The following is a 7,421-nucleotide window of genomic DNA, read 5'->3' as shown; positions in this document are numbered from 1 at the left end:
TCTTTGCTGATTCCTTCTCCTTAACAAATGGTGCTTCAATCATCGCTAGTACTGCTGGAGAGGGAAATGCTGGTAGTGTCACTGTTAATGCTCGCGATCGAGTCTCTTTAGATGTTGGTGATATCTTCAGCAATGTAAGAGAGACTGCGGTTGGGAATGGAGGTGCTATTCGTATCTTTGCTGATTCCTTCTCCTTAACAAATGGTGCTTCAATCATCGCTAGTACTGCTGGAGAGGGAAATGCTGGTAGTGTCACTGTTAATGCTCGCGATCGAGTCTCTTTAGATTTTGGTGACATCTTCAGCAATGTAAGAGAGACTGCGGTTGGGAATGGAGGTGCTATTCGTATTACTGCTAATACATTTTCATTGTCTAATGGTGCTAATTTACTTTCCAGTACTATTGGGCAAGGTAATGCCGGAAATATCACAATTCGAGCGGATCGTTCTGTTTTTCTACGTGGAGGAAACCAAGGCCTTTTCACCGATATTTCTAGCGCTGTGAATGGAATAGGCAGAGGGCGAGCGGGAGACATTGATGTTGCAACTGATTCACTTTCTATTGCTAACGGGGCACGTTTGTTAACTTCTACAGGGGGGCAAGGACGTGCAGGAGACATCACCATTAACGCTCGAAATCAAATTTCTTTAGACGGAAGCGATTCCGATAGAGTGCGCAGTTTGATTTCAAGTGGTTCAACAGAAGCGGGGAGGGGACGTGGCGGAGATATCCAAATCACAGCCGATTCGCTTTCAGTTACCAGAGGCGCTCAAATATCAGCTACTGCAGATGGACGAGGAAGAGCAGGGAACATCATTATCAACGCTCGTGATACGGTTTCCTTTGATGGTGAAACTCCAGATGGTCAACAAACCAGTTCTGCTGTTAGTACAGTAGGTACAACAGGGGTAGGACAGGGAGGCAGGATTCAAATCAGAACGGGTTCACTCTCACTAACAGATGGAGGACAGTTACAAACTCTTAGCCAAGGACAAGGCAACGCAGGAAACATTATTATTGATGCAAGTGAGAACATTACTTTTGATGGAACCACTAGCAATGGAAGATTCCCTAGTGGTGCTTTTAGTAATGTAGAGACAATTGGCGGTGTAGGAAATGGTGGAACGATTCGTATTGCCGCTGATTCATTCACCTTAACGAATAGAGGACTCGTAACAACTAGAAACTCGAACCAGGGTAACGCGGGTAATATTGATATTAGAGCCGATAATTTAATTCTTAATGGAGGTACTATCAATGCTCAGACGGTGGCACGCAATGGGGGCAACATCGCGCTGCAAGATGTAGACCTACTCTTAATGCGAAATGACAGCCTTATTTCTACTGAAGCGGGCACTGCTCAACAAGGTGGTGGTGGAAATGGAGGTGACATCACAATTGGAGATGGGTTTATTGTCACTGTCCCTTTGGAAAACAGCGACATTGAAGCTAACGCTTTTGATGGTCGCGGTGGAAATATTCAAATTGCAACACAAGGCATTTTTGGTACTCAGTTTCGAGAAACACAAACCCCTGCAAGCGATATTACCGCTAGTTCCCGGTTTGGTGTGAGTGGCACAGTGCAAATTAATAACCCTGTTGTAGACCCCAGTCAAGGGCTGGTTGAGCTGCCCAGCACGATCATCGATGCTTCTAACTTGATTGCTCAGACTTGTCCTGCAGGTGGTAGCACTACCAATGATCTTAGTGAGTTTGTAATTACTGGTCGAGGTGGGCTGCCTCCTAGCCCCAGTGATCCACAAGATGAAGATGCAGTCCTCACAGACTGGGCAACTTTAGAGGACAGTCAAGAGCTAAGGAGAGAAAGACAATTAGCTAACGAAATAGAGAGAATTCCAGAAGAAATACCGGAAAACGGTAACAGTGAGGCGATTTTAGAGGCACAGGGATGGCAGCTGAATGAGAATGGGGATGTAATTTTAATTGCTCAAACCTCCTCAATTTCCCCTGACTCAGTGGCTATTTCTTCCAGAGACTGTGCTTTGGGGGGTACAGAACGATGAGAAGGCGGAGGAATCGATATTCCATTCGATCAAAAATCCTATTCTGCGTGCTTGCAATGCTCTCCATGATTGCATGTGTGTTAGCGACTCCCGTCTCTGCTAAGGTTTCTGTATTAATGGCTCAAGTTACACCGATTTCTATCTCTGTTGATCCAACCAGCCTGATGCAGCAGAGTAGAGACCTCTACGAGCGTGGGCTTTTTGAGCAGGCAGTTGATGTTTTGCGGCAAGCAAGCCAAGCTTATGCAGCAGAAGGAGATGCTCTTCACCAAGCTCTCGCCTTGAGCAATCTTTCACTCACTTATCAGCAGCTCGGTTTATGGACTGAGGCAAACCAAACAATTAACGAGAGTTTAGCTCTTCTAGAAAACCAGCCTGTGAACGAGCAAACTGCCAGCGTTCTGGCGCAGACTTTAGACATTCAGGGGCGATTTTACTTTGCTCAAGGGCAGGCAGAACCAGCACTAGAAGCATGGCAACAGGCATCAGCAACCTACGAAACAATTGGAGATGTCTCTGGTGCTGTAGCAGTTCAGATCAATCAGGCACAAGCCCTTCAAGCATTGGGGCTTTATCGTCGATCAATCGATCTATTGAATAATATCACTCAACACCTCTCTTCTCAGCCTGCTGTTCTTACACGAGCCGTTGCCCTTCGCAGTTTAGCCGAAGCTTTATTAGTAACAGGGAATTTCCCGGACGCACGTCAGGCGTTAGAGAAAAGTTTGGAAATTGCCCAACAGTCTCAATCTGATGCTGCTCCTGCGGCAATTGCGGCTGCCTATTTGGGGCTTGGAAACCTGACTCGTAGCGAAGCAAGCGCAAACCTTAACTATGCAGGATTAACGATTGCTGAAGCACTATCTCTGCTTGAAGCAACCGATCGCCCCCCCCCGGATTTGACGGAAGTTGCCTTGCAGCAGCGATCTAAAGCGGCAGCGCAAGCTTTCTACGAGCAAACCACTACTGCTCTCTATTGGTATCAGCAAGCTGCTAATCACTCAGCTTCAGATTCAACTCGCATTCAGGCTCAACTCAAGCAATTTGATCTACTAGTCGAGACGCAGCGATGGGAACAGATGCAGATACTTTATCCGCAAATTCAAACCCAATTGAATGCTCAACCTTTAAGCCACAGTCATGTTTACAACCAAATTGAGCTTGCCCAAAGTTTACTGAAACTGAGAAGTCATTCTCTAATGCCTCAAGCGATTGTGCAGCTACTCGCCACTGCCCACCAGCAAGCAATTACACTTCAAGATAGCCGGGCACAATCTTACACCCTTGGAACTTTAGGCAAACTATATGAAATAACTGCACAATTACCAGAAGCACAAAGACTAACCCAACAAGCTTTGACACTCTCACAATCTCTGAATGCAGGTGACATCTCCTATCAATGGCAGTGGCAATTAGGACGACTATTAAAGGTGCAAGGTCAGACGGATGGCGCGATCCAATCTTACCGGGCAGCAGTAGGGACATTGCAATCTCTACGGAATGACTTGGTTGCGATTAATCGTGATGTACAGTTCTCATTTCGAGAACGAGTGGAGCCAGTGTACCGGGAACTGGTGAGTTTACTCCTAGAATCAAATACATCAAGTACAGACTTGGAAAAATTAGTGCAAGCCCGTGATGTAATTGAAGGCTTACAAGTTGCTGAACTTGACAATTTTTTTCGTGAAGCTTGCTTAGACACCCAATTTCAACTAGACCGTGTGGTGGATCAAGCAAACTCATCGGCAGCAATTTTCTATACAATTGTTCTGCCTGATCGCCTAGAGGTGATTCTCAAACTGCCACAACGTCCCCTGTTTCACTACAGTACTGCTGTGTCCCAAGAAACCGTTGAAGACACGGTCAGTACTTTGCTCAATGAGCTGAAACGTCCAATTGCTACTCGCTCGCTTAAAACTCTATCGCAGCAGATGTACGACTGGTTGATTCGTCCTGCTGAATCTGTTCTTCGGGAAAGCGATATTAGCACATTAGTATTTGTACTGGATGGAGCGCTACGAAATGTTCCAATGTCAGCACTCTATGATGGACAGCAATACCTCATGGAGAAATATGGTGTTGCTATTGCTCCCGGTTTACAATTACCTGAGCCCGGTCGGCTCCAGCAACATCAGGTTCAAGCTCTAGTAGTTGGACTGAGTGAGGCAAGGAACAGCTTTCCTGCGCTCAGTAACGTAGCAACGGAAATTGAAGAAATCAAAGCTGATGTTCCCAGCCGTGTGTTGTTCAACCAGGATTTCACCCGCAGCAACTTCCAACAAGCAATTACTTCAGTTCCATTTTCAATTGTTCACATTGCTACTCATGGACAATTTAGCTCTAATGTAGCAGAAACATTCATTTTGGCTTGGGATGAGCCTATTGATGTGAACGAGCTGACTGCAGTACTGCAATCGAGAGAAATAATGAGTCCAGAACCGATTGAGTTACTAGTTCTGAGTGCTTGCCAAACTGCTGTGGGCGATCGTCGTGCAACACTTGGTTTAGCAGGAGTCGCCGTTCGAGCGGGAGCACGGAGTACAGTTGCTTCACTGTGGAACCTCGACGATGATTCTGGCGCTATATTCATGAGCAGATTCTACGAGGAGTTGGTCAATGCTTCCATCTCAAAAGCAGAAGCTCTGCGCCGCGCTCAACAATCCCTTCTAACAGATCCACAATACCAAGCACCTCGGTTCTGGGCACCTTATGTGTTGTTGGGAAATTGGCTATAGGTTTAAGGTTGCCAGATAGAGAGGGATCCTTTACTACTCCAGTCTGCTTCTGTTAGCACTACACAAATGGTGGAATTGTGTCACTCCTACCTCCACAACTTCAGGCTCTTGTCAAATTTTGGTGATCTGGGATCATCAGTCTGCTCTGAACCTAGAGTTTTCGTTAGATGAATTAGCAATTACTTCAACATGAACTAAAAAAGGCTTTAACCTTCTCTCTTTGCGATCGGCAAAGACACTTGTGTTTGAGGTAATGAATACACTAGATTCGTGATTGGGAGCTTTCCGTATCGCTGTACAGCATAAACCTAATAGTGGAATTTTAGACAGCTTACTCTTTATACCGCTGCCTCACCCAGATTGAAGACTGATAAAACTCCCCCTCCTGCTCCAATTCAAATTCTCCTAACAATACTGCTAGCCATACCTCCACCTGCCTCATCCCTAAGCGCTCGCATAACTGAGTCAAGGAAACGCGATCTGGGAATGTTGCTTGCAATCTTTGGGCGATCGCCTCCACCCACTGCGACACATTCTCATCATGAGCGATTGCCAACACCTGCTGCTTCCTCTCCTCCTCAAGGGCTGCTTCTGCCTCCAGTTGCTCTACCATTGCCAGTACAGCAGCTTTATCAACAGTCGCAACGATTGCCCCCTCCTCTGTTCCACTTGACTTTGCCCGTTTCGTCCGAGGCTTTCGAGTTGGAGCTGGCTCCATCAATTCACTCAGATTTACCGCCATCGTCTGGCGCACCAGATCGTCAAAAAACCCCTGCCCCACAATCGGGTCGCGGGATGCTTCCTCCCACTCAGTCATCCAGACCTCCGCCCGTGTCTCACACAACTGGGCAATTTGAAGTAAAGCTTCCCCAGCGAACCGGAGGCGATCGCCTTCGGGTAGTTGAGCTGCTGCTACCTCTACTGCATCTAGCATCTGCGCTACTCCAATCGTCTCCGGCATCTGCCTTGCCTGTCGCAACTGGTTCCAGAGATCAAACTCAAGCTGCTCCCCGTTCACCCGTATCCTCCCGCCTGCCCAAATTGCAGATGCTCAGCATGGTAGGAGCAGGGACGAATCGGGCACTGGGATACCGAGTGCTGTTCTTCGCGGGCGAACCGCTCAAAGCCACTGCGTCGTCCGTTGCCATATCCCTGGTACAGGGCATCGAGCAACTGCCTTGCGTACTCCTTCACCAGACGGGGCGGTAGTCCAAAAGTGTGTTGGGGTTGCGTCATTGCCACCGGTTTCTCTCCGATCCACAACTCCGCACACATCGCATGAATCACAACCTCGTCGTTCGGCTCACGCGGTTGGTCTACATAGGTGTGCAGCACGACATAGGCAACCTGGGGAATCGGTACCGTGATATCCTCGATCGCCATCTTGCGTTGTGCTAGGCGACTCCGTCCCTTGCGGTAATAGGAGCGGCGACTGCGGCAAGTTCCCTCACGCCAGCAACCATCCCCACCTAGCTCGGAGTCATGCAGCTTTCGCGCCTCCCCTGCGGTGAGCAGAGCGCAAGCCCAGCATTTCTCGTTCGTTTGCCGCCCCATGCCTTGCCTGTTGAACTGCCTCAATTATCTATCAGATGCCAGGAATCATAGAAATAGCGTTATTATTCTGACAATATTCAGATAGAGATAAGTGCAATTATCTCTACCTAAAACTTACCCAACTTTTGCGCTCCTGATGTCTTCATCTCCTTCTGACTCTGTTTTGCCGATCGTGATCGTGCCGCTGGACAGTGGCAAACAGGAGGAGCTTCAACGGGAAGAGCCACCGGATATGCGCCACTGGCAGATTGAGGAGTTTCTGCGACAGACTGGGAAGTCAGACAATACGGGACGTACCTATCGAGGTCAGTTGATACGGTTTGCTGCTTGGTGCGACAAGTCCTGGCTTGATGTCACCCCTAGCGATATTGGCAAGTATCGCCGGGAACTGAAGCTCAAGGGGTTGAAGCCTACCTCAATCAATCAGGCGCTCAATACCTTGCGATCCTTCTATGGGTGGCTGAGGAGGAGTAATGGCTATCCGATGAACAAACCGCTGCCGACAGACGCGATCGAGCTGGAACGGCAGGAGGAACTCCAGGCAAACCATATTGAGGCAGAGGATTTAAGCCAACTTTGGGAAGCACTAGAACTCGATGAACGGACGCGGGTGCGCGACCGGGCGATTGTAGCTGTGCTCAGTCATGGACTGCGGGCATCGGAAGCCTCTGCCCTAAACGTAGAGCACTGGAACGGCAAGATTCTGAAGGTGCATCGCTCGAAGGGACAGAATGTGAGTGAGGTGCCGCTAGGTCGAGAAGCGAGACAGCATCTAGAAGCGTATTTAGAGTGGCGACGGCAACGGGGTGGGGAATTTGAGCCACTACCGGAGAGCCCAATATTTTTGGCGCAGGATCCGAGGAGTTCAGGGAAACGGTTGGGCTACAAGGGACTGCATAAGATGGTGAAGAAACTGGGGACGATCTCAGGGGTGGAAGACATTAATCCCCATCGTTTCCGGCATACCTTTGGAACGGAAGCGACACGACGGGGAGTTGATCCCTTGTTTGGTAAGGAGTTGATGGGGATTAAGAGCGACCGAGTCTTTCAGCGCTACACCAAGGGGGTGTTTAAGCAGGCTGCGGCTGAGGCGTATCTGAAGGCGATC

The 7,421-nt window shown here is 48.6% G+C and carries 5 protein-coding genes; 3 read left to right on the top strand and 2 right to left on the bottom strand.

Features of this window, described 5'->3' with window-relative positions:
* Positions 1–2,024: S-layer family protein (locus tag H6G00_RS12155; RefSeq protein WP_190796922.1), on the top strand; the 2,024-nt coding region annotated here is incomplete at its 5' end.
* A 65-nt stretch (positions 2,025–2,089) separates the two neighbouring features.
* Positions 2,090–4,759 (top strand): CHAT domain-containing protein, encoded by a 2,670-nt coding sequence (locus tag H6G00_RS12150; RefSeq protein ID WP_199318445.1) that lies wholly within the window; start codon positions 2,090–2,092, stop codon positions 4,757–4,759.
* A gap of 331 nt (positions 4,760–5,090) precedes the next feature.
* On the opposite strand, the gene H6G00_RS12145 is transcribed toward H6G00_RS12150, so the two are convergent.
* Together H6G00_RS12145 and H6G00_RS12140 are read right to left on the bottom strand one after the other, a co-directional pair.
* Positions 5,091–5,777 (bottom strand): hypothetical protein, encoded by a 687-nt coding sequence (locus H6G00_RS12145; protein WP_190796920.1) that lies wholly within the window; start codon positions 5,775–5,777, stop codon positions 5,091–5,093.
* Positions 5,774–6,313, bottom strand: coding sequence for a hypothetical protein (locus tag H6G00_RS12140; RefSeq protein ID WP_190796919.1), 540 nt, complete (start codon positions 6,311–6,313; stop codon positions 5,774–5,776). Before H6G00_RS12140 ends, H6G00_RS12145 begins: the two co-directional genes overlap by 4 nt.
* Positions 6,314–6,449: 136 nt before the next feature.
* Here H6G00_RS12140 and H6G00_RS12135 point away from each other — a divergent pair.
* On the top strand, positions 6,450–7,421 hold a 972-nt coding region (locus H6G00_RS12135), incomplete at its 3' end, for a tyrosine-type recombinase/integrase (RefSeq protein ID WP_190796918.1).

It is taken from the genome of Leptolyngbya sp. FACHB-541 (genome assembly GCF_014695875.1).
In the GTDB taxonomy this organism is placed as follows: Bacteria; Cyanobacteriota; Cyanobacteriia; order Elainellales; family Elainellaceae; genus JAAUTN01.
The sequence above is the reverse complement of the archived record's forward strand: the minus strand, read 5'-3'. Positions and strand labels throughout refer to the sequence as shown.